The sequence below is a fragment of the Sphingomonas sp. URHD0057 genome (genome assembly GCF_000620665.1).
GTDB lineage: Bacteria > Pseudomonadota > Alphaproteobacteria > Sphingomonadales > Sphingomonadaceae > Sphingomicrobium.
Genome location: NZ_JIAU01000006.1, coordinates 279018 through 300714, shown reverse-complemented (window position 1 = coordinate 300714; position 21697 = coordinate 279018). Strand labels below are relative to the sequence as shown.

Annotated in this window: 21 protein-coding genes; 10 read left to right on the top strand and 11 right to left on the bottom strand. The window is 63.6% G+C overall.

What is annotated here, in order from left to right:
* The first annotated feature begins 59 nt into the window (after positions 1–59).
* The 6 genes from N539_RS15655 (at position 60) to N539_RS0105440 (ending at position 5658) form a co-directional block, all read left to right on the top strand.
* Positions 60–953: a LysR substrate-binding domain-containing protein gene (locus N539_RS15655; RefSeq protein WP_051531472.1), complete on the top strand. Its 894-nt coding sequence runs from the start codon at positions 60–62 to the stop codon at positions 951–953.
* Between the two features lie 62 nt (positions 954–1015).
* The gene (locus tag N539_RS0105460) at positions 1016–1657 is read left to right on the top strand and encodes a glutathione S-transferase family protein (protein ID WP_028969447.1); all 642 of its coding nucleotides are present in this window, start codon (positions 1016–1018) and stop codon (positions 1655–1657) included.
* Between the two features lie 17 nt (positions 1658–1674).
* A complete protein-coding gene (locus tag N539_RS0105455) occupies positions 1675–2322 on the top strand; it encodes a pyridoxamine 5'-phosphate oxidase family protein (protein WP_028969446.1) in 648 nt (215 codons plus the stop codon).
* Entirely contained in the window at positions 2315–3175 is an 861-nt protein-coding gene (locus N539_RS0105450) for an alpha/beta fold hydrolase (RefSeq protein WP_028969445.1), read from the top strand. The genes N539_RS0105455 and N539_RS0105450 overlap by 8 nt, the downstream gene beginning before the upstream one ends.
* 75 nt (positions 3176–3250) lie before the next feature.
* Complete coding sequence (locus N539_RS0105445; RefSeq protein ID WP_028969444.1) at positions 3251–4591, top strand: APC family permease; 1341 nt, start codon at positions 3251–3253, stop codon at positions 4589–4591.
* Positions 4588–5658 carry a pyridoxal phosphate-dependent aminotransferase gene (locus N539_RS0105440; protein WP_028969443.1) on the top strand — a complete coding sequence of 357 codons (1071 nt, stop codon included), beginning with the start codon at positions 4588–4590 and terminating at the stop codon, positions 5656–5658. Before N539_RS0105445 ends, N539_RS0105440 begins: the two co-directional genes overlap by 4 nt.
* 55 nt (positions 5659–5713) lie before the next feature.
* On the opposite strand, the gene rplL is transcribed toward N539_RS0105440, so the two are convergent.
* Together rplL and rplJ are read right to left on the bottom strand one after the other, a co-directional pair.
* Positions 5714–6088, bottom strand: coding sequence for a 50S ribosomal protein L7/L12 (rplL, locus tag N539_RS0105435; RefSeq protein ID WP_028969442.1), 375 nt, complete (start codon positions 6086–6088; stop codon positions 5714–5716).
* A 59-nt stretch (positions 6089–6147) separates the two neighbouring features.
* Positions 6148–6663 carry a 50S ribosomal protein L10 gene (gene rplJ / locus N539_RS0105430; protein ID WP_028969441.1) on the bottom strand — a complete coding sequence of 172 codons (516 nt, stop codon included), beginning with the start codon at positions 6661–6663 and terminating at the stop codon, positions 6148–6150.
* A 483-nt stretch (positions 6664–7146) separates the two neighbouring features.
* Between rplJ and N539_RS0105425 the strand changes: the two genes are divergently transcribed.
* Complete coding sequence (locus tag N539_RS0105425; protein WP_197018351.1) at positions 7147–9882, top strand: M16 family metallopeptidase; 2736 nt, start codon at positions 7147–7149, stop codon at positions 9880–9882.
* Here the strand turns inward: N539_RS0105425 and N539_RS15650 are convergent.
* The 6 genes from N539_RS15650 to rplK all read right to left on the bottom strand — a co-directional run bounded on the left by N539_RS15650 (position 9879) and on the right by rplK (position 16089).
* A complete protein-coding gene (locus tag N539_RS15650) occupies positions 9879–12563 on the bottom strand; it encodes a M1 family metallopeptidase (RefSeq protein ID WP_051531469.1) in 2685 nt (894 codons plus the stop codon). The genes N539_RS0105425 and N539_RS15650 overlap by 4 nt on opposite strands.
* A 15-nt stretch (positions 12564–12578) precedes the next feature.
* A complete protein-coding gene (locus N539_RS18400) occupies positions 12579–12716 on the bottom strand; it encodes a hypothetical protein (protein ID WP_156029773.1) in 138 nt (45 codons plus the stop codon).
* A 27-nt stretch (positions 12717–12743) separates the two neighbouring features.
* On the bottom strand, positions 12744–13655 hold the full coding sequence (locus N539_RS15645) for an outer membrane protein (RefSeq protein ID WP_197018350.1): 912 nt from the start codon (positions 13653–13655) through the stop codon (positions 12744–12746).
* 194 nt (positions 13656–13849) lie between these two features.
* Entirely contained in the window at positions 13850–14752 is a 903-nt protein-coding gene (locus N539_RS15640) for an outer membrane protein (protein ID WP_051531463.1), read from the bottom strand.
* A 205-nt stretch (positions 14753–14957) separates the two neighbouring features.
* A complete protein-coding gene (rplA, locus tag N539_RS0105400) occupies positions 14958–15653 on the bottom strand; it encodes a 50S ribosomal protein L1 (protein ID WP_028969439.1) in 696 nt (231 codons plus the stop codon).
* A 4-nt stretch (positions 15654–15657) separates the two neighbouring features.
* Entirely contained in the window at positions 15658–16089 is a 432-nt protein-coding gene (rplK, locus tag N539_RS0105395; RefSeq protein WP_028969438.1) for a 50S ribosomal protein L11, read from the bottom strand.
* Between the two features lie 231 nt (positions 16090–16320).
* Between rplK and N539_RS0105390 the strand changes: the two genes are divergently transcribed.
* From N539_RS0105390 to N539_RS18125, 3 genes are all read left to right on the top strand, one after another.
* Positions 16321–16803 carry a cupin domain-containing protein gene (locus N539_RS0105390; protein WP_028969437.1) on the top strand — a complete coding sequence of 161 codons (483 nt, stop codon included), beginning with the start codon at positions 16321–16323 and terminating at the stop codon, positions 16801–16803.
* Between the two features lie 191 nt (positions 16804–16994).
* Positions 16995–17153: a hypothetical protein gene (locus N539_RS0105385; RefSeq protein WP_156029771.1), complete on the top strand. Its 159-nt coding sequence runs from the start codon at positions 16995–16997 to the stop codon at positions 17151–17153.
* A gap of 335 nt (positions 17154–17488) precedes the next feature.
* Positions 17489–18145: a thermonuclease family protein gene (locus N539_RS18125; protein WP_231462892.1), complete on the top strand. Its 657-nt coding sequence runs from the start codon at positions 17489–17491 to the stop codon at positions 18143–18145.
* A gap of 15 nt (positions 18146–18160) precedes the next feature.
* Here N539_RS18125 and N539_RS0105375 read toward each other — a convergent pair whose 3' ends face one another.
* From N539_RS0105375 to N539_RS0105365, 3 genes are read right to left on the bottom strand one after another with little or no spacing between them, the layout of a single operon-like run.
* Complete coding sequence (locus N539_RS0105375) at positions 18161–19327, bottom strand: HNH endonuclease family protein (RefSeq protein ID WP_028969435.1); 1167 nt, start codon at positions 19325–19327, stop codon at positions 18161–18163.
* Positions 19324–20508, bottom strand: a complete 1185-nt coding sequence (locus tag N539_RS15630) for an adenine-specific methyltransferase EcoRI family protein (protein ID WP_051531510.1) — start codon at positions 20506–20508, stop codon at positions 19324–19326. The genes N539_RS0105375 and N539_RS15630 overlap by 4 nt, the downstream gene beginning before the upstream one ends.
* A gap of 20 nt (positions 20509–20528) precedes the next feature.
* Positions 20529–21326 carry a hypothetical protein gene (locus N539_RS0105365; protein WP_028969434.1) on the bottom strand — a complete coding sequence of 266 codons (798 nt, stop codon included), beginning with the start codon at positions 21324–21326 and terminating at the stop codon, positions 20529–20531.
* Between the last annotated feature and the right edge of the window lie 371 nt (positions 21327–21697).

Below are 21697 nucleotides of genomic sequence, written 5' to 3'. Positions count from 1 at the left end.
AAGCGGAACATGCTCACGTTTTGGTTGAACGAAGTTCATCATTCCGCCATCTGGCCTTGGTGGCCGTCCGTCCCCCGTCACTGCGGTCGATCGCGGCGTTCGAGGCAGCGGCGCGCCATGCCAGCTTCACTCGGGCCGCCGACGAGCTCAACCTAACGCCAGGCGCGATCAGTCACGCGATCAAGGCGCTTGAGCAAAGGCTCGATCAGCAATTGTTCACTCGCGAAGGCCGCGCGGTCGCGCTGACGGCGGCCGGGCGGACGCTCGCCGCGCGCGTCCGCCTCAGCCTCGGCTTGCTCGCCGATGCCTTCGACACGGCGCCGTGGCGGGCGCGCGACCGGCTGGTCATTTCGACCCTGGCGTCGATCGCCGAGCGCCTGTTCCTGCCGGTGCTGTCCCGGTTGCAGGCCGCGGCGCCGGGCATGATGCTCGATCTTCGTTGCACGACCGCGCTGGCCGATCTCGACCGCGACATCGACCTTGCCATTCGCTTCGGGCCGGGGGGATGGCGAGGGGTCCAGACGCGCTTCCTCGGCGACGAGATGCTGTTCCCGGTCGTCAGCCGAACCTACAACCGTGGCGAGTGGCCGCGCGACCAGACGGAGCTTGCCGACCATGTCCTGATCCACCACCCGGAAAGCAGCTGGCGATTGTGGCTTGATCCTGCCGCGCCCGACCCGTCGCGTTCCGGCAACGCGCTCTACATCGACGACAGCGCGCTCGCGGTGGAGGCTGCCGCCGCGGGTCACGGCATTGCCCTGGCCCGCGGGCGGCTGGTTGTCGACGACCTTCGCAGCGGCCGCCTCGTCCGCCTGTTCGAGCGCGAGGTGCCGGCCGAATACAGCTATTGGGCGGTGTGGAATCCAAGCTCCACCAAGCTGCCCGTGGTGCTGCCGTTCGTTGAAGCGGTCGCCGCGCTTTTCACCGATGAGATACATTCAATCGAATCTTGAGGTGAACTGACTGGCGACGGCGCCCGCAATTCCGCACTGACGAAGGCGGGAAGGGAACGCCAATGATCCTTTATTATTCGCCGGGCGCGTGCTCGCTCGTCGCTCACGTGGCCCTCGAGGAAGCGGCGGCGCCCTACACTGCCGAGCGTGTCGTGCTCGCCGAAGGCGCCCATCGCACGCCCCAGTATCTGCGCATCAATCCGCACGCCCGTGTGCCGGCGCTCGAGGTTGATGGTCGCATCATCACCGAGAACATCGCGATCCTGAATTACCTCGCGCAGCGGTTCGGCGCCGCGGGTTCGGTTCCGCTTGACGATCCGCTCGCCGCCGCCCGATGCAACGAGCTGCTCGGCTGGTTCGCGTCGACGGTCCATATCGCCTTCGCTCAGGTGTGGCGGCCCGAGCGCTTCACCGCCGACACGGATGCGTATCCGACCATCGTCGACGGCGGCCACGAAGCGCTTCGCGGCCACTTTGCGGAAATCGAGGGCCTGCTTGGGACCGGCTGGGCGGTCGACGGCCACTTCACCGCCGCCGATTCCTATCTGCTGACCTTTTTCCGTTGGGGCAGACGCATCGGCAACGACATGAGCGCTTATCCGCGCTGGGCCGCGCTCGCCCAGCGCATCGTGGAGCGGCCGACGGTCCAGCGGGCGCTGGCGACCGAGGATCTGACACCGGAGGCCTTTCTTCAGGCCGCCTGATCTGCTGTAGCCCGCGCATGGTTGACCAATATCCGCGCACGACACGCACCACGATGCGGCGCCGGGCCAAGCGTGCAACCTACGACGCCGAGACGATCCACGCGATCTTCGACGAGGCGCTGATTGCCTCGGTCGCGGTGGCGATCGATGGCGCTCCCCACGTCCAGCCGATGATCCACGCCCGGATCGGCAGCGACCTCATTCTCCATGGTCTCGCCACCAACCGCTTGCTCAATGCCATCGCCAACGGCGCCGAAGCCTGCATCAACGTCATGATCATCGACGCCATGGCGGTGTGCCGGCGCATCGAAGACCATTCGATGCTGTACCGCTCGGCGACGGTCTACGGCCGCGGCCGGACGGTCGAGGACGAAGCGGAGAAGCAGGCGATCATGACCCACGTTTTCGAATCGCTGGTCGGCAAGAGCCGCACCGCCGTGCTCCCGCCGCTGCCTGACGGCTACCTCGGCGGCACGATGATAGTCGTCGTTCCGATCGACGAAGCGGTCGGCAAAGTGAACAGCAGCGTTTCGACCGAGACGGGCCCGGACGGCGTCTGGTCGGGCTTCGTGCCGGTCAAGGTCGCCTATGGCGAGCCGCGGCCGGATGACAGGACCGTGGGCGAGGGCCTTGCGCCGCCGAGCGACCTGACGCCGCGTGGCTGAGCCGCGATATCGCGACGGCTACGTCGTCGTCGCCGACGGCCTCCGCCTTCACTTTCGCGACTATCCAGGCAGCGACGATCGACCGCCGCTCCTCTGTCTTCACGGCCTCACGCGCAACGCGCGCGATTTCGAGGCGTTCGCAGAGCGCTATTCACCGCGCTTCCGAGTCATTGCGCTCGATTTCCGTGGGCGCGGCGACAGCGACCGCGACCCGCTGCCGGCCCGCTACACGCCGCTCGCCTACGCCGGTGACGTGATCCAGCTGCTCGACCAGCTCGCCATTGCCCAGGCGATTTTCGTCGGCACGTCGCTGGGTGGGCTGGTGACGATGGCGATCGCGGTCACGGCGCCGCAGCGCATCGCCGCCTCGATCCTCAACGATGTCGGACCGAAACTCACTCAGGCCGGGCTCGATCGCATCCAGAGCTACGTTGGTAAGGGTGAGCGCTTCGCCAGCTGGGACGACGCCGCGGAGGCGCTCGCGAGGCACCAGGGCGCCGCCTACCCTGGCTATGCGCGTGACGATTGGCTGGCGATGGCCCGCCGCAACTGCCGCGAGGACGATGGCGCAGTCGTTTTCGATTACGACGCGGCCATTGCGAATGTGTTCAAGGGCGCGCCGACCCCTAAGGTCGACTTGTGGCCGCTCTTTGTCGCCTTGGCGCAGAAGCCGCTGCTGGTGGTCCGCGGCGCGATCAGCGAGCTTCTGAGCGCCGAGGTCTTCGAAAAAATGAGGGCCGTCGCACTGCGGGCGAAATTCGCGGTCGTGCCGGGGGTTGGCCACGCACCGATACTCGATGAGCCTGCGGCGACCGCGGCAATCGACGACTTTCTGGACGAACTCACAGGCTGACTGCGGCTTGCGGACGGTTCGCGCTGATGTGATGATCCGGCATGTCGTCGCAGCGCGCAGTCCGGCAAGTCTGACTTGAGCGCTTCTCGCCCCGCCGACCCCGGACCACACGGCCTCGTCCGCCGCCTCGGCTCGTTCGACGCGACCATGCTGGTCATGGGCGGGATCATCGGTTCGGGGATTTTCGTCACACCGGCCGAGGTCGCGCGGCATGTCGATACCGAGTTCCTGGTCGTCGGCGTCTGGGTGCTCGGCGGCCTCGTCGCGCTCGCCGCGGCGTTCGTTTATGCCGAGCTTGCGGCGCGCCGGCCCGATGTCGGGGGGCAATATGCCTACCTCCGCGACGCCTACGGCCCGATGCCCGCCTTCCTCTACGGCTGGGCGTTGCTGCTGGTGATCCAATCGGGCGGGATGGCGGCGGTCGCGATCACCTTCGCACGCTATTTCGGGAACCTGGTCCAGCTCCCCATTTCCGAGAGCGCTGTCGCGGTCTGTGTTTTAGGGGGGCTCACGCTGATCAACTGCCTCGGTGTGCGGTCGGGCAGCAACGTCCAGAGCGGCCTCATGGTGCTCAAGATCCTGGCCATCGCCGCGTTGGTGCTTGTCGGCCTCTACCTAGCGCCCGCCGTCGCGCCCCAACCCGATGTCGCGGGTCCGGGCTCGATCTCGACGCTCGCCGCGATCGGTGCGGCGCTTACCCCCGTGATGTTCTCGTACGGCGGCTGGCAGACCTCGAGCTTCGTTGCCGGCGAGATGCGCAATCCGCAGCGCGACCTTGCCCGCGGGCTGCTGCTCGGGGTCGCCGGAGTCATCATCCTTTACACAGCGGTCGCCTTCGTTTGCGTCCAGGCGCTCGGGCCCGTCGGCCTTGCCGCGTCCAGGACGCCCGCGACCGACGTCATGCGCCTCGCGCTTGGCGATCGCGGAGCCACCCTGATCGCCATCGGCATCGCCATTTCCGCGCTCGGTTTCCTCAGCCAGGGCATGCTGACCGCCCCGCGGGTCTATTTCGCAATGGCCGAGGACGGGCTGTTCTTTCGCAGCGTCGCCCGGGTCAACCCGAAGAGTCGGGTTCCGGTCGTGGCGATCGTTCTGCAGGGCGTCGCCGCGGCGGCCATTGCGCTGTCCGGGACGTTCGGTCAGATCCTCAGTTATGTCGTCTCGGTCGATTTCATCTTCTTCGGCCTGACCGGCGCCGCTTTGTTCATTTTCCGCCGGCGCCATCCCGATCAGCCGGTCAGCTTCAAGGTGCCGCTGCATCCGCTGACCACGGGCCTGTTCGTCGCTGCCTGCGCCGTTACCGTCATCGCCACGGTCTGGAACAACCTCACCAACAGCCTGGTCGGCTACGCCATCCTGCTGGCCGGTGTGCCGGCCTGTCTCTACTGGCAGCGCAAGAGCCGGAATCCCGCGTGAGGGCGACGGGGTCCGATTACATGCATTGGGCGAAGTTCAAACCGCCCGTGCGCTTCGCGCTGACCGCCAGTGAAGTCCCGCACTTCCGCATGGACTCGCTGCCGATCGCGATCGCGGATCTCGACATGGACGGCGCGAGCCACCCTCGCTACCCGCCGCTGCGCGAGGCCATAGCCCGGCGTTACGGCGTTGCGGCTGAACAGGTGGCGGCCGCGGACGGCACCTCGATGGCCAATTTCCTGGCGATGGCGGCATTGATCGCGCCCGGCGACGAGGTGCTGGTCGAGCGCCCGACCTACGAGCCGCTCCTCGGGATCGCGAGCTTCCTCGGTGCCGAAATCAAGCGCTTCGACCGTCGCGCGGAGGACCGCTTCCGGATCGACGTCGACCGCGTCGCGGCCGGTTTGAGCGAACGAACGCGCCTGATCGTGATCACCAATCTTCACAATCCGAGCAGCGCGCTCGCCGACGAGGCGGAGCTCGGCGCGCTGGCCAAGCTCGCGCGAAAGACGAACGCGCGCGTGCTGGTCGATGAGGTCTATCTCGATTCCGCGGTCCCGGCCCGGCGCAGCGCGGCTCATTTGGGACCGGAGTTTGTCTGCACCAACAGTCTGACCAAGGTTTACGGCCTCAGCGGGCTGCGCTGCGGTTGGATCCTCGCCGAGCCCGAGCTTGCCGAGCGCATGTGGCGGCTCAACGACCTGTTCGGGGTGAACCAGGCGCATCAGGCGGAAATGCTCGCCTGCATCGCCTTCGAACGCCTCGATGAAATCCTCGGTCAGACTCCGGCCATGCTCGGCCGCAATCGCGCGTTGTTCGACGTTTTCGTCGCCGGCCGGCCCGACCTCGAGTGCATGCCCGCGGAGCACGGCATCGTCGCCTTTCCGCGCTGGACCGGCAATACCGAGCCGCTCGCCGCCCACCTTCGCGAACATCAGGACACCGCGGTCGTACCGGGCAGCTGGTTCGAGATGCCCGACCATTTCCGCGTCGGCCTCGGTGTCCCGACCGATCTCCTGGAAGGGGGGCTCAAGCGCCTCGGCGCGGCACTCGACGATCTTCAATAAGAAAAGGGCGGCCCGCGAGGAGCCGCCCTTCCTTGTTTCAGCGAAGCTGCGAAGCTTACTTCAGCTCGACGGTGCCGCCGGCATCCTCGATCTGCTTCTTGATCTTCTCGGCCTCGGCCTTGTTGATGCCTTCCTTGACGGCCTTGGGCGCGCCTTCGACCAGCGCCTTGGCTTCGCCGAGGCCCAGGCCGGTAATCGCGCGGACTTCCTTGATGACGTTGATCTTCTTGCCACCGTCGCCGGTGAGGATAACGTCGAATTCGGTCTGCTCTTCGGCGGCCGGGCCGGCAGCCGCAGCGGCGGCGGGAGCCGCGGCAACAGCAGCAGCGGCGGAAACGCCCCACTTCTCTTCGAGCGCCTTGGCGAGGTCCGCGGCCTCGAGAACGGTCAATCCGGAAAGCTGGTCGACCAGCTTGGTAATGTCAGCCATTTCTTACTCCTGTGCGGGGCTTCGCCCCATGTGTCGTGCGTGAAAACTAAAGCGAAAAACTATGCTGCCTCTTTCGCGGCATAAGCCCCGAAAACCCGTGCCAGTTGCGCGCCAGGCTCGCTGATCGTGCGTGCGATCTTGCTCGCGGGCGCCTGAATCAGGCCCACGATGGTCGCGCGCAGTTGATCGAGCGACGGCAATGCCGCCAGCGCCTTGATCCCGTTCACGTCGAGGATGGTATCGCCCATCGCTCCGCCGACGATTTCGAGCTTGTCGTTCGTCTTGGCGAATTCGACCGCCACCTTGGCGGCCGCAACGGGGTCTTCAGATGTCGCCAGCGCGGTCGGTCCCTTGAGAAGGTCGCCGATCGGTTTGTAGCGCGTGTCCTCGAGCGCGATCAGGGCAAGACGGTTCTTCGCAACTTTATACTGGGCCCCGGCATCGCGCATCTTCAAGCGCAGGTCCGTGGACTGCGCGACCGAGAGACCGTGGTTGCGGGTGATCACCACCACACTCGTCTCGGAGAAGACGCTCTTCAGCTCGGCGACCAGATCGGCTTTTTGCGAACGATCCATGCCAACTCCAAAGTTTCGACCGGGCGAGCCCGATCGAGCTTCAACAAAAGCCCAGGCAAGCCTGAACAACTAAAGTCCGTGGGGTGGGATCGCTGGCGCCGCGTAAGAGCAACGCACGACGAAGCGGTTTCCCGCTTCGAATGATTCCTGTCCCCGTCTAGGCTGCAAATTAAGAGGCGAGCCTCAGCAACTGTCTCGGACGAGTGCATCGGGCCGAAGCCCGGTGCGGAGCGGCGCCTATAGCGAATTTCGCCGCGCGATCAAGGCGAAGCTGCTCGCGCCCTGTCGGAGGCAGCCGCCCATCCGTCGAACGTGGATTGCCGCAACGGCATCTCCACCCGACCTCTGCGCCATTCTCATATCGCCAGGGGGCCATCGATGATCCGTGGGACACTTATAAGCGGCGTTACGCTGCTTTCCGCTTCGCTATGCACGAGTGCGCTTCCGGCCGCGCCGGCGCCTGCGCGCGCGGCGGCGCCAGCGATGGACATTCCCGCGATCGCTTTCACCGACCGCAAACTCAAGAACGGGCTTCGCGTGATTGCCATCCGCGACACCTCGACCCCCAATGTCATGACTTCGATGTGGTACGAGGTCGGCTCCAAGCACGACCCCGACGGGCGCTCGGGCTTCGCCCATTTGTTCGAGCACATCCTCAGCCGCAAGACGGTCAACATGCCCTACAACGCGATCAACAAGATGGTCGACGACGTTGGCGGCTCGCGCAACGCCTCGACCTGGTACGATCGCACCAATTATTACGAGACGGTCCCGGCTGAATATCTGGAGCGGATGATCTGGACCCATGCCGAGCGCATGGCCCGGCCGGTCATCGACAAGGAGGTGTTCGAGACCGAGCGCAACGTCGTCAAGGAAGAGCTTCGCCAGCGCGTCCTGGCGCCGCCGTACGGCCGCCTGTTCAACTTCGCGATTGGCGAGAATGTCTACAACCTCACGCCGCATCGCCGTCCGACGATCGGCAGCATCCCGGACCTCGATTCGGCGAGTCTCGAGGACGCCCGCGCCTTCCATGAAGCTTATTACGGGCCCGACACCGCGACCCTGGTCGTCGCCGGCAATTTCGACACGGCCAAGCTCAACGCCCTGGTCGACCGCTATTTCGGCCCAATCCCAAGCCGGCCGAACAAGATCCCGCTCGCGATCACCACCAGGGACAAGCCGATCGCCGCGCGGACAGTCACCGCGACCGGTCCCAACGTTCCGCTCCCGGTCGTCGGCACGGCCTATCAGCTGCCCGGCGAAGCGCATCGCGACATGGCCGCGCTTGAGGTCCTCGACGCCATCCTGTCGGCGGGGCAGCACAACCGGCTCGACACCGCGCTCGTGAAGACCGGCCTCGCCAGCGAGGTCGGAACCAACTTCAACGACACCGAGGAAGAGAGCTATCTTGCGGCCTATGCCACCCTCGCCGGCGGGAAGACGCCGGACAACGTCGCGCCGGAGCTCGCCAAGGTCATAGCGTCGTTGCGCGCCACAGGCCCGACGGCGGACGAGGTGTTCGAAGCTAGGAACGAGCTGCTCGCCGCCGCTCTCAGCGCGCGCGAGACCTTTTCCGACCGGGCGTTCGAGCTTGGCGAGCGGCTCGTGCGGACGGGCGACCCGCGTTTCGCGGACGAGCGTCTGGCGCGCATCGCCAAGGTAACGGCGGCGGACGTCAAGCGCGTTGCTGCGCTCTACCTCAATCCAAAGCATGAGCTGGGTTTCCGCTATGTCCAGGGCGACGGCGATCCGAAGGGCTGGGCCAATCCCACTCCGCTGCCGAAGTTTCGCGTCGTCCCGCCCGCCAAGGGCAAGGCAAACGAGCTACGCGCCGAGGCCGAGCGCGACCCGCTACCGGGTCCGGGCGACAAGGTGCCGGTGGTCCTGCCAACGCCAACCGACACTCGCCTCGCAAACGGCATTCGGGTGATCGCCGCGCGCACCGGCGAGACGCCCTTGGCCTCCATGACCCTCCTCGTGCGCGCCGGCGCCGCGAGCGATCCGCGCGTCAAGGCGGGCAGGGCAGGACTCGCGGCCGCGATTGCCGACAAGGGCACGCCGACGCGAAGCGCCGACCAGATCGCCACCGAACTTGAAAAGCTGGGCGCGACCTATTCGGGTCAGGTCGACCTGGATGGGACCTATTTGTCGGTCACGGCGCCAACGGCCAACCTCGGTGCGGCAGCGGCGATCCTCGCCGATATCGTCCGCAACGCCTCATTCCCCGACGCCGACTTCGACCGCGAGCGCAAACGCGCCCTCGATGGCCTGGCCGTGGCGGTGAAGGATCCCGGCTCACTCGCCGCATTGCTGGTCCAGCCGGTGGCGTATGGTGATGCGCCGTACGGGATCGCCCAGTCCGGCACGCCTGCCAGCCTGGCGGGAATGACCCGCGCCGACCTGCTCGACTATCGCAGCCAGTGGTGGCGGCCCGAGCTCAGCACGGTCGTCGTCAGCGGTGGCATCGACCCCGCCGCCGTCCAGCAGATTTCCGAGCAGGTCCTGGGCGACTGGAAGGTCGCCGGGGCAGCGCCGCAGCTGCCTCCGTCGCTCGCCGGCGCGGAGCGCCCCGGACGCACGCTCGTCGTCGATCTGCCCGGGGCCGGTCAGGCGGCGGTCTATGCGTTTGCCCGGGGCCTCAAGCGCTCCGACCCGGAATTTTATGACGCCGCCGTTGCCAATTCGGCGCTTGGCGGCTCCTCGACCGGGCGGCTGTTCATCGAGGTCCGGGTCAAGCGGGCCCTGAGCTACGGAGCCTACAGCAGCCTCGCGTCGCGCCTCGACCAAGGTACGCTGGTCGCCAGCGCGCAGACCAAGAATGAAAGCGCGGCCGACGTCGCCAAGGTGTTTCTCGACGAGCTCGGGCGGCTCGCGGCCCAGCCGCTGGACGACAGCCTCGTCGATCAGCGGCGAACGCTCCTGATCGGCAGCTTCCAGCGCCAGATGGAAACCAGCGCCGGCTTCAACGGCACCGTCGCGAGTCTCGTCGCGCGGGGCCTCGAACCATCCGAAGCGGTGGCCTACACGAGCCGGATTCAGGCGACATCGGGCGGCCGTGCGACCGCGGCGATGGCCAAGATGCTCCAGCCCGACCGCATCTCGCTGGTGATCGTCGGCGACACGTCGAAGTTCATCGACAAGCTGCGCGCCCTGCGTCCGAACCTCGAGCTCGTACCCGCCGACAAAGTCGATCTGGCGACGGCGACCAGCGCGCCTTAACCGTTCGCCGGGTGGGCTTTGAGCCAGGCGATAGTCTCGCGCTGGATGCGCGGCTGATTGTCCGCCTTCCACTTGATGCGCGCGGCGGCGTGGTTGATCGGTCGGCGGTCCTCGGCCTTGATGTGCGCCGCCGCGTAGCTCTGCAACTTGGGGATCAGCGTCGCGTCGCCGCTGTCCTGGACCAGGCTGCCGACGAAGCGAGAGCTCGATGCAAGGTCGATGAAGGGTGTGACTTGGGCCAGGTGGGAAAGCACGAAGTCCAGTGCCATCGTGGGATGATTTTCCGCTGCGCTGGCGATGATTCCCGCGCTGACCGTAGCCCCCGGCTCCTTCGTGATCGAGAGGTCGAGCGCACGCCGGGCGAGCGCGTCATTCTTCGCCAGTCCGAGCAGCTGATAATAGGTCGAACGCTCGGTTGCCCCGCGCGCGGAAACGGCCATCCGGTGAAGCGCGTCCCACGTCCGGGCGTCCGCATTTTCGGCGATCACGCCGAGCCAGGCCGTTTTTAGCGATCCCGGCATCGCTTTCGGGTCGCGCTGCAGGGCGTCGAGGAGGCGGCGGCCTTCGGCGACGACATGCGGCTCGCCGACTTCGCCCAGGCTCGCGATCAATTCGGCGCGAAGCAAGGCGTCGAGCGGGCTGTCGCCGTCGCGCGGCGCGAAGCCGAGGCGCTGGAGGCGCGGCCAATAGGCGCGCGCCGCATGGTCGCGGATGGCGGCTTGCGCGGCCGGGTTTCCGTCCATGATGCGAAACAGCCGGAGCCAATCGTTGCTGCCCAGCTCGGCGACCTTCGCATGTGCGTTGGCCGGGATTGCGGCGAGCAAATCGATCGCGCGCGACAAAGGCTGGTAACCGGCATTCGACAGCGCAAAGGCATCGGCGAGGATGCCGTATTGATCCACCGGCTGCAGGTTCGCGAACGCGCGGTGCAAGGCCTCGGCCTGTTCGGGCGTATAGAGCACCCGGAAGTAGCCGGTCTGGCCTGGATTGACCAACAGCAGTCCGCAGCCGGACGCGCTCAGCGTGGCATTATGGCCCTGCGTGACCTGTAGGCTGGGCGCGCCGGACCCGCCTGACGTCCGGATCGGGATATGCCAGGCGAGCGGGCTTGCCGCCGCCTGCTGCCGCCGGTCGTTTGAGAACTGGCCCAGGATCGCCGGGACCACGGTCTGTCCGTTGAGGCAACGAGACGCGCTTAGCTGGACGAGCGGGATTCCGGGCTGGGTGGTGAAATCGCGCGCGACGGCCATCAGACCCTTGGCGCCGGCCCCCTCGACCGCGGCCCACAGGTCACCGGTCCGCGTGTTCTTGTAGGCGAATTTGGCCATGTAGCTGCGGATGCCCTGCCGCCAGACGTTTGCACCCGCGAAACCCTCGAGCATCGAGATGACCGATTGACCCTTCTCATAGGTGATGTCGTCAAAGGCCTGGTTGGCCTGCTCGACGGTGCGGATGGTCTGAACGACGGGGTGGGTGGTCGCGAACGCATCCAGCTCCATCGCTTGCTCGCGGTCGCCGACCTGGTCGATGTCGCCGCCCCAGTCGGGGTGGAAATGCTGGGTGGTCTTGTTCGCCATCCAGCTGGCGAAGCCCTCGTTGAGCCAGAGATCGTCCCACCACGCCATGGTGACGAGGTCGCCGAACCACATGTGCGCCATTTCGTGCGCTTCGACGCCGAAGATCGCCTGCTTGTCGGCCTCGCTACTGATCGCGGGATCGAGCAGCAGCCGCTTTTCGAACGTGAAGATCGCGCCCCAATTCTCCATCGCGCTGAAGAATTGCGATCCACCGGGCCCGGCGACGTTATCGAGCTTGGGCAGCGGATAGGGTCGGCCGAAGTAATCGTTGTAATAAGGGAGGATTTGCGCCTCGGCATCGAGCGCGTAGCGCGCCTTGTCGCCATTGCCGCGCGACATGACGATGCCGACCTCGCGGCCGGCGGACTGCTTGGTGATGCGGTCGAAATCGCCGGTGGCAAAGAACAGCAGGTAGGACGACATCACCGGCGTTTGTTGGAAAGTGACCGCCTTCAAGCCGTTGCCGATATCCTTCGAGGCCGTTGAAGGCATGTTGCTGACGGCCATGTCCTTGGCCGGAACCCGCGCGGTAAGATCGAAGGTCGCCTTGTAATCGGGCTCATCCCAGCTCGGCACGAAGCGGCGGGCGTCTGACGCCTCGAACTGCGTGAACAGAGAGCGGGCCGGCTGACCGTCGACATTGGTATAATCAAGCGCGAATAGCCCGTTCGCCTGCGTGTTGATCTTGCCGCTGTACGCAATGTCCAACTTATATTCGCCGGGCTTCAAGTCGGCGGGGAAGGCGAAAGTCGCGGTCTGCTTGTCGGCGTCGACCGACACCTTCGCCACGACCGGCTGTCCGCCATCGGGCGTGAGCGTGGCTTGGGAGATCGACAAGTCGGCCGCGTTCAGGACGAGCTCGCGCGTGGCCTTGATCACCTTGAGGTCGATCGCCGCTGTGCCATCGAACTTCAGGCTTTGGGCGTGCGGGGTGATCTCGATTGCATAATGACTGGGGATTGCGGTGCGCGGCAATTGGGTCGGCAGCGAGGCGTCGACGGTGTCGGTGCCGCTTTCGACGGCATGTTCGCTCGAGGTGGAACGGCAAGCGGAGAGAGCGCCCGTCAGGGCGACGGCGGCAAGCAGGGCAATGCGGATTTTCACGGCAGTGACAGTCCTTCAATTTTCGAAGCGAATTTGAAACGGCACGAGCGCGCTGCCGGATTGCCGACCGCCGCGCAAAATCAATTCTGCAAACGACAGGGAAGCGGTCGCGATCCCTTCAACAAAAAATCCCGGGCGGAGCAGCTGCTCCACCCGGGACCGTTTTCGCTGAAGCGTAACCTACTGGCCGCGTTCGCCGCGCTCGACCGGCGGTGGCGGCGGCGGCGGTGGCGGAGGCGGCGGGCAAGCGTCCGTCGCCAGAATCACCGAGCCGTCCGGGCAGGTCTGCGTCGCCGGGGGCGGCGGAGGTGGCGGCGGAGGCGGCGGTGGGGGAGGCGGCGGCGGAGCCGCGCTGGCGAAGTTGTAAACCAGGCTCAACATAACGCTGTGCGATTCAAACCGCTCGCCTGACGTGGTCACAAACGTCGCCGCCGAACACGGCAAGGCGCCGCAGGCGCCCGATCCAGCCGCAATCGCGGACGTGTCGCTAAGGTTGTTACGACCGGTTCGGAAGTAGCGATATTTCAGGCCGAGATCGATATTCTCGCTGATCGCCGTGCGTACCCCGGCGAGGATTTGCCACGCAAAGCCGCTGTCGCTGTCTCCCAATTCCTTGACCCGTGCGACACCGACGCCGCCACCGACGAAGCCGCTAATGCCCTCATCGCCGCCCATGTCCACGAGGCCGTTGATCATGCCTGACAGGACCGTCACGCGATGACTCGGGTCAAGATCCTCCCCCACGAAGCTATTACCGGTCTGACCGTTGACGACATTCAAAAAACTAGTCGGAACGAACAGGTTATGATGCTTGGCGCGCTTGTAGCCGAGCTCGCCCTCCACCCGGAACAGGCCGAGGTCGTAGCCGCCGACCAAATCGACGTCATAGCCCGTTTTGTACCGAATTCGGCCAGCACGAATGAGACTTGTGTCGGTATTCGCGGTGTTCGTGAAATCGATGGTTGCGTCGAGGTGACGCTGCTGCGGGAAGAGCGCGCCGAGATCGGCGCCGACGTAGCCGGAACCGTCGCGAGCCGCGGCAGGCGCCGCGATGGCCAGCGTGGCGGCTGCTGCAAGCAAGAGTTTACGCATCAGGAAATACCCCCTTTCAAGTGGTCGTCTTGTCGCCCACCCGAACATGCACAAAGCACGAAGGTTGCAGCAAGCAAAAATCTTCCAAGGGCCTGTGTCGATTCCGCCACAGTCCGGGGGGTTGAGACCGGCGCGCATCGAGCGGTGAAAATCCCGGGCGAAGCGAGGCGCTCCGCCCGGGTTCCCGAACTCGCTTACTTGCCGCGTTCGCCGCGCTCGACCGGCGGCGGCGGCGGGGGCGGCGGGGGCGGTGCCGCCGGGCACGCACTCGTCGCCAGGATCACCGAGCCGTCCGGACAGGTCTGCGTCGCGGGCGGTTCAACCGGAGGCGGGGGAGGAGGCGGCGGTGGGGGCGGCGGTGCCGCTTCCTGGGCCGACCCGAAATTATACGTCAGGCTGGCAAGCAGGCTGTGCGAGCTGAAGTGATTGCCGGCGTCCAGAAAGACGGTGCCGCCGCTTCCTGTGCCGGTGCCGACGAACGCAACATCATCGCTGAAATCGAGCTTGCCGGTGCGGAAGTAGCGATACTTCAGCCCCGCATCGATGTTCGGGCTGATCGCGGTGCGGACCCCGGCGATCAGCTGCCATGCCCAGGCGCTGTCGCTGTCGCCGAGCGACTTCACGCGAGCCCGGCCGAAGCCGCCGCCGAAGGACGCGCCGAAGCCGCTATCGCCGCCGACGTCGAGCAGCGCATTGACCATTCCCGACAGCACGCTGCTGTGGCCGTTAAGGTCGAACGTGGCGTCGGTGACGGTGTTGCCGGAGCCGGTCCCAAGCGCGGTCAGGAAGGTCGGATCGAAGCGCAGGCTCTTGTTGTTGGCCTTCTTGTAGCCGAGCTCGCCTTCGACCCGGAACATGCCGAAATCGTAACCGGCGTTGAGGTCGACGTCATAGCCCTTCTTGAACTTGACCGTCGCCACGCGCTGGTCGGTGATGTCGGTTACCAGCGGATCGGTGAAGTTGACCGAGCCGTTGATGTGCTGGCTCTTGGGGAACAGGATGCCGCCGTCGACACCGATGTAACCCGAACCGTCGCGCGCCGCCGCCGGCGCAGCAATGGCGATGCCCGCCGCAGCGAGCAGGAAGTATTTTTGCATTTTGTACCCTTTGTCTTCTGGGGATTGGGGAGCCCTCGAAACCGGTGCGCTGCGGGATGGTTTCATGAATTCGCAAAATCGCCGATCTCGGCCGGAAACTGTGACCGACCCGACACAGGCGAGCCGTTGCTGCAGTGCGGCAAAACGAACGAAAAAGGCCGGACGCGAACGCCCGGCCTTCCGATTTTCCAAACGATCGAAGGCGTTAGGCGCCCACGATCTCCTCGAGGTCGACCTTGACCCCTGGCCCCATCGACGAAGACACGGATACCTTCTTCACGAACTTGCCCTTGGCGCCCGACGGCTTGGCCTTGACGATCGCGTCCATGAACGCGCGGAAGTTCTCCTGGAGGTCGGCTTCATCGAAGCTCGCCTTGCCGATCCCGGCGTGGATGATCCCCGCCTTTTCGACGCGGAACTCGACCTGGCCCGACTTGGCGTCGGTCACCGCCTTGGTCACGTCCATGGTGACCGTGCCGAGCTTGGGGTTGGGCATCAGGCCCTTGGGACCAAGCACCTTACCCAGCCGCCCGACGACGCCCATCATGTCGGGGGTCGCGATGACGCGGTCGAAATCGATCGTGCCGCCTTGGATCGTCTCCATCAGATCCTCGGCGCCGACCACGTCCGCGCCCGCCGCCTTGGCCTCGTCGGCCTTGGCGCCCTTGGCGAACACCGCGACGCGGACCGCCTTGCCGGTGCCCTTGGGGAGGTTGACGACGCCGCGCACCATCTGGTCCGCGTGGCGCGGGTCGACGCCGAGGTTGAGCGCAACCTCGACCGTCTCGTCGAACTTGGCGGTCGCGTTCTGCTTGACCAGGCTTAGCGCCTCATCGACGCCGTAGAACTTCTCGCGGTCGATCCCCGCCAGCGCCTTCTGCCGCTTTGTCAGCTGTGCCATGTCCTTAGCCCTCCACGACCTGGAGGCCCATCGCGCGGGCGGAGCCTTCGATGATCTTCGTCGCCGCGTCCAAGTCGTTGGCGTTCAAATCCTTCATCTTCGCTTCCGCGATCTGCGCCAGCTGGGAGCGGCGGATCGTCCCCGCGGAAATCTTGCCCGGCTCGGCCGAGCCCGACTTCAGCCGCGCCGCCTTCTTGAGCAGGAAGGACGCGGGCGGGGTCTTGGTGGTGAACGAAAAGGAACGGTCGGCATAGACCGTGATCACGGTCGGGATCGGCGCGCCCTTCTCGAGCTCCTGCGTGGCGGCGTTGAACGCCTTGCAGAACTCCATGATGTTGACGCCGCGCTGGCCCAGCGCCGGCCCGATCGGCGGCGACGGATTGGCGATGCCCGCGGGCACCTGCAGCTTGATGTATCCGGTGATTTTCTTTGCCATGGTCTCACTCTGTTGATGGCCTGCCCTCGAAAAATCTCGGCAGGCTCGCCTCAAGTTTAGCGGTTCAAGCGATCACCCGAAGGCAATCTCCCGCATCGGCTCCAGATTTCGCTGGAAGGCGGCGCCCATAACCGAAGTGTGCCGGGCCCGCAACTTTTGCTATGGGAATCAGCGAAACAGAAGGGTTCCCGTCAAAGTACCACTTTGATGGGGTTTGAAAGGGGGCATGTCATGAAGAGCTTCATTCTTCTTTCACTGAGCGCATTGGTGATCGCCGCTCCGGCGGTTGCCAGGACCAAGCACCACGCCGCGGTGAAGAAAGCCGCGCCGGCGACGCCGGCCGAGCTCAAATGGATGGACGGCCCGCCGGGGCTTCCGGCCGGAGCGACCTTCGCGGTGATCAAGGGCAATCCCGAGAAGGCGGGCATGTTCACCATCGGCATCAAGATGCCGGCCAGTTATTCGGTCCCGGCCCACTGGCACCCGAGCGACGAGCATGTGACGGTCGTTTCGGGCAAGCTCGCCTACGGCATGAGCGACCGCCTCAACCGCACCGCCGCGCAGGGCCTCAGCCCCGGCGAGAAGGTGGTCATGAAGGCGAAGATGAACCACTGGGTGCTGACCGCCGACGGCGCGCAGGTCGAGGTCAGCGCGATGGGCCCGTTCGCGATCACCTACGCCAACCCGGCGGACGATCCGCGGCCGAAGAAGTAGGGGGCGGCAGCGGTGCTTCCGCGCCGTTCCCAACTACCGGCTAGTTACCCTGGCTGGTCGCTGATCATTGTGGGCGCTTGCTTGGCGATCATTCTTTTCATGATTGGCTAGGCGCATCCGTAGCGCCAGCTGAGCGTTGTGTGGCCATGCGCGATTTTGTCCTGTCCTACGAGCATGAAGGCGGGAATTGGATGCTCGACATCAAAGCTGAGTCACTGGAGGACGCGGCTCGCCGTGTTCAGGCGCTGCGGCGCTCGGCGGTTTTGCTCGGGTCTTCCGAGCGCTTCCTGCCCGTTGAGGTCGAATATCACGGCCATCGAAATCAGCTCAAGTCACCGAGCGCCGGATAGCATTTAGCGCGGCCACGACTGTCGCACTTCTCACCTTGTCGTCGGGCACAGCTACAGCCCGCCAAAAATTATCGAACGGCCAGCGCTCGTCTGCGAAGTTGGCAAGGAATGCTAACGTAAATCGAAGAGCTAGGGACCGTTCTATCGGTTCATCGCGCGCCCGTTCTGCGACTTCACTCACCGCCGCCAAGGCCCTTTCCCGCAGGTCAGTCATCCCGAATCGAGCCATCGCCCTGTAGCGATATGGCGATGAGAACGATTCGTGAACACCGAACTGTTGCTAGCGAACGTCCGTCCGGGATTTACACGGATGATGAGCTGACTAACGTCGCGATATGGGGGATCGCAACAAGCGTTACGAAATGGACTGGCTCAGTCCAGCTGCCTACGACGCGTTGAGTTACGAAGAGAAAATTGCGCTTGCCGCACGGCGGAGGCAGCAGGGCAATTTCCAACATCCTAGATACCGCAGGGGAAAACCTAGGCGCGGTCTCGGTGCATACCTGGTCTACCGGACGAAGATTCTTGCCCTCACTGTCGGAGCTATCGTGATTGTCGGGTGGCTGAGCCAATCCCGCTGGCCTTTGCGGACTCTCGGTGCGGCGAAGCCAGCTTCCACCAGCGTCCCCGCGACTAGTACGGCAGTCATCACGAGCTTCGGTTATTGCTATGCCGGGGGCGGTACGGACTGCGTTGTCGATGGCGATACGTTCTGGTTTCAGGGCGAAGACATTCGCATTGCCGACATCGATGCACCTGAGACGCATGAATGGCAGTGCCCCTCCGAGAAGGCACTGGGCGACAATGCCACCCAGCGGCTGCATGAGTTGCTAAATAGCGGTCCCGTCAGCCTACAGTCGATTGACCGGGACACGGATATTTACGGGCGCAAGCTGAGACTCGTTTACGTCAATGGATCGAGCGTTGGCGAAACGCTGATCAGCGAGGGTTTGGCGCACCGGTACGTGCGTGGGAAACTGCCTTGGTGCTGATCAATTGGCAGCACCCTACCGATTGCCTTTTGCCCGATTGTGCGTGACGCAAAGCATTTGGCAGTTCTTGGCCGAGCTATCGCCCCCCTTACTCCACGCGGAAACATGATCGGCATCCATTTCGGCAAGGTTCCATATCTTGCCCTGATTTGCAGCGTGGCCAACTGCGCAGAGCGGACAATTTGACGTGCCATTGGCTTGCGCGGCTGCTGTTTGGGTCGCGTAGACAGACTGCTTGGTCGCGTCGTCGAACACTCGCACATCCAGAAGCTTCGAGTCTTGAAGACCTCCGAGAATATACTCGAAGACGCCGCGGCGGTTCTTGACGTACGGGCTGCCATAAAGCCGTTTGACCTCGGTAGAAACGTTGGCCGGATCATATGACTTGGAGTGATATTGCTCATAGAGTCGGCCCCACTCCAAGCCCTTCATTTCGGGCAACACATCCGTAAAAACCGTCGAAACCCAGTCGATTACGCTATTGAAGTAGTTTTTGAGTTCATCGATGTTGGTGTCGTTGCGATGCGCACTCATGTAAGAGCCGATTTCGCCCTTGCTCACCCAGTCCAACGCCCGCTCGAGAAAGTCCTGCCGGTTCGCACTGCCTTTGACGTAGGCGCCCCACTTCTGGATGTTCGCGTTCTGGCTGTTGCTGAATTCCTCTTTCGCCTTGGTGACGAACGGTCCCGAGTAGATTGCGTTCAGAAGCTCCTGCGGTTTGAGCGGCACACCGGCGATGTTGATCGTCTCGAACCACTGTTTGATCTGAGACTCGGTCCCTTCACATTCGTAAATCAGCAGTTTCGACTTACAAATCTTGTCTCGCTGGTCCGCGGCCAAACCGTCGAAAGTCTTGGGATTGCCGTCGTCCGTGATAGCGAACTTGTTGGTCACGAACCGTCCGACACTCGTGATGCGCTGCTGTCCGTCAAGCACCTCAAACTTGTCCGTGCCGACCTTGTTGAAGTAGATCAGGCCGAGAGGATACCCTTTCAGCAGCGAGTGGATAACCGCCTCCTCGCGCTTCCCGCCGCCTTCCGCATAAATGTAGTTACGTTGATATTCGGGCTGAATAGTGAGCTTGCCGCCTAAGCCGAACAGGCCTTTGCCTTCGAGTTGATTGTACACGAAGCCGTCACAAACATCGGAGACAGTGAGGTCGGTGCGAAGGCTCGTTTTCACTTCGCCGTCTCCTTCGATGGGTGGCGGGCGCGGATGAGGATGCGCTTGTAGGGAGCCTTTTTGGTGCTTGGTAAGCCAACCTTGCGGCGTCCAGCGTTGCCGACATATTCGGATCCCAGCGGCAGAACCCCAAGAGCCTGCATTTCATCGCGGTCGTCGCCATTCGCGATGATCTCGAACTGGTCGGGGTCGTACCTGTCTAGGAACGTGATGGGCACCCCCATGATGCCGCCGAAATCGCTTGGAATCGCGTCGACGTATGGGACTTCTATGGCATCGAAATTTTCATACCGTTCATACGACGCCTTCCCCTTAATCTGCTTATGCTTGCTGAATCTCAGGTTATCCGCGAGGGTCATAAGTGGTATTCTCTCATGGCGACGCCCGTGATCGAGGTTCGTGAACCAACCTACGTTGCGAAATTTTACGAGTCCCGTGCTCTCGTCGAAAACTCCATTAGCAAACGTCCGATTGCTGTGAGACGGAATACTGAAATAGGCGTTACCGTTAGCAAAGCCTGACCCAAGCCACAGCTTATTTTCTCTGATAAACGGAAATATTTCTTTATAGGTAATCGCGTTTTTCGGGCCGACGATGAGGAACTTCTTTCCGTGTGCGATAATTTCGCCAACGTATTCTTTAAAGAGGGAAAAGGGTGGGTTTGTAACCACCACATCTGCCTCCTTCAGAAGAGCGATGCACTCGCTACTGCGAAAGTCACCACCCCCCTCCAGGCGTGTGCGGGTATGGGGGTTTCGCTCTAAGAACACTTTGACGTCTTCAATGCCAGTTGCGCCGTCTCCATTGAGATCGTGCACTTCTTCGATCTCAACGGCGACCGCTACGGGCTTTTGGCGCTTACTATTACTCTCGTCGTATTCACCGAACGTGAGTTGTGCGCCAGCAATGGGGGAGCCGTCGTAACTGGTGGTAATCAGCTTCCTCAGACCGAGCCTGTTAAAGTTGGCGGCGAAATACTTGAAAAAGTTGCTCTCAAATGGGTCATCACAATTGCAGTAAACGACCTTGGCTCGGAAGGTATCGGGGTCGAACTCGAGGTAGGCTTCGACCTCTTTCTGAATATCGACGTACTGAGTGTAAAACTCGTCCTGCTTTGCCGACTTAGCATCGGCCAGCGACCGATTTCCGGCGGATGAGGCTGCCGCCGGCTCGTTGCTCATTCTGCTACCCTCCGCCAGCATCAGAAAAGCTTGTTGAACATCTTGGCATCCGCGTCGAGAAGCCGTCGCAGCATCTGGTTCGCGTAGAACATGTCAGGGCTGGCCTGCGCGGGTAGAACAATCGTGTTGTAGCTCGGCTCGCTTTTGTTGAGCTCAAAACTGACCAGACCAACTCCGTGGAGCGTGCAAAGAGCCTTGAGACGAGCCAGGTCATCTTCGCTCGTCGAAGTTGGCACGACGATGTAGCTCTTATGTGAAAAGAGCCGGTAGGCCACCGCCTGCCCAAAGGCGACCACGGGTTGATTGGGATCGATTTTGATCTCGGCCGAAACAATCTGGGGTTCGAATTTCAGGATGTCTTGCGGTCGGCATTTCAGAACGCCAATGACATCCGGCGTACTCCATTTTCCTTTCAGGATGCTGCCGCCAAGTGCGACGGCGGCATTCACTTCTTCTGCAACGTCAATCAACCATTGTGCAAAGCTCTCGTAGAAGTCAGATTCTACGAGCGTAACTTTCACGTTGGCCGGAGTTTCGACCTGGATTCCCTCAGTCTCGCTCGCATACTCTGTCGCAACTGACTGAAGAGCTTGAGCGTCCACATACTTCGCGAGCTGATAGGTTCCCCGGGCAACTTTGATGATGTCGTCATTGTTTGAGAAGAGCGACTGAAGAGCGCCGTGGATCGTGTTTGGCGGTGTCTCGGGGTCGGCGCCGTGGATTGCTTTTAGCAACTCGCCCCACCTGATCCCACCGGTAGCCGACTCAAGAATGTCCAACGCTCGGGCTTGAATCTGTTTGATGTTCAGCTTCGCCATATAGCCCCCTCACTCGGCAGCCCCACCTTTGCCCAGCGGGGGAGCAAAAGGAAAGGGGCGCCCGCAGCAGCCCCTCTCCCTGCCCTCTTCCACGAAGGGGAGAGCGGCGATTATGGTTGAAATGTAGGATTTCAATTGCTTACGCTCGCCGGTGGCGAGACCTTTCACGCGCGCTCAGACCCTCGAGAACCGTGCTTTCCTCAAGCTCCTCCGCCGCACCGGGAACGTTCGGCTCGCGTGCCGGGAGGTGGGGCTCAAGTACGGCACGATGCAGCATCGGCGGCGCAAGCATGCGCACTTCGCGAGCGCGTGGGATGCGGCGGTGGTGTTCGCTCAGGCTAGTCTGAGTCAGAAGTGGAAGAAGGGCCGTC

Bases quoted from the DNA above. Each gene is read 5' to 3' on its own strand.
- rplL (WP_028969442.1), bottom strand. From the start codon at position 6,088: ATGGCTGACATTACCAAGCTGGTCGACCAGCTTTCCGGATTGACCGTT.
- N539_RS0105390 (WP_028969437.1), top strand. From the start codon at position 16,321: ATGAAGAGCTTCATTCTTCTTTCACTGAGCGCATTGGTGATCGCCGCT.
- N539_RS15630 (WP_051531510.1), bottom strand. From the start codon at position 20,508: ATGAGCAACGAGCCGGCGGCAGCCTCATCCGCCGGAAATCGGTCGCTG.
- rplJ (WP_028969441.1), bottom strand. From the start codon at position 6,663: ATGGATCGTTCGCAAAAAGCCGATCTGGTCGCCGAGCTGAAGAGCGTC.
- rplK (WP_028969438.1), bottom strand. From the start codon at position 16,089: ATGGCAAAGAAAATCACCGGATACATCAAGCTGCAGGTGCCCGCGGGC.
- N539_RS0105425 (WP_197018351.1), top strand. From the start codon at position 7,147: ATGGACATTCCCGCGATCGCTTTCACCGACCGCAAACTCAAGAACGGG.
- N539_RS15640 (WP_051531463.1), bottom strand. From the start codon at position 14,752: ATGCAAAAATACTTCCTGCTCGCTGCGGCGGGCATCGCCATTGCTGCG.
- N539_RS0105385 (WP_156029771.1), top strand. From the start codon at position 16,995: ATGCTCGACATCAAAGCTGAGTCACTGGAGGACGCGGCTCGCCGTGTT.
- rplA (WP_028969439.1), bottom strand. From the start codon at position 15,653: ATGGCACAGCTGACAAAGCGGCAGAAGGCGCTGGCGGGGATCGACCGC.
- N539_RS0105455 (WP_028969446.1), top strand. From the start codon at position 1,675: ATGGTTGACCAATATCCGCGCACGACACGCACCACGATGCGGCGCCGG.
- N539_RS18125 (WP_231462892.1), top strand. From the start codon at position 17,489: ATGGGGGATCGCAACAAGCGTTACGAAATGGACTGGCTCAGTCCAGCT.
- N539_RS0105460 (WP_028969447.1), top strand. From the start codon at position 1,016: ATGATCCTTTATTATTCGCCGGGCGCGTGCTCGCTCGTCGCTCACGTG.
- N539_RS15645 (WP_197018350.1), bottom strand. From the start codon at position 13,655: ATGCGTAAACTCTTGCTTGCAGCAGCCGCCACGCTGGCCATCGCGGCG.
- N539_RS0105365 (WP_028969434.1), bottom strand. From the start codon at position 21,326: ATGGCGAAGCTGAACATCAAACAGATTCAAGCCCGAGCGTTGGACATT.